The following is a 247-nucleotide window of genomic DNA, read 5'->3' on the forward strand; positions in this document are numbered from 1 at the left end:
TTCTCCCGGCCGTCATCGATGGTGTAGTCGATCACCCGCACCAGCATCGGCTCAGCGCGCCGCGCCGCGGCCGAATGTGTCTGGTGCAATTCGGCCAGCCACGAGCCATCCGGAAAGTCCTTCACATGTCGTGGTAACGGCCCTGTACCTGAGGTCTTCACCCGCCACAACAGATCCGCGTTGGTCGCTATAGCTTTGCGCCACAACGCATACGAGAACACTCCACGATCAGCCGTGACCAGCATCC

General features: G+C 61.1%; 1 pseudogene. It reads right to left on the reverse strand.

Going from position 1 to position 247, the window contains the following annotated elements:
• Nucleotides 1-247: pseudogene (locus tag B1964_RS30810) on the reverse strand (IS4 family transposase); the annotation flags it as partial.

The sequence above is a fragment of the Gordonia sp. i37 genome, assembly GCF_002043085.1.
GTDB lineage: Bacteria > Actinomycetota > Actinomycetes > Mycobacteriales > Mycobacteriaceae > Gordonia > Gordonia polyisoprenivorans.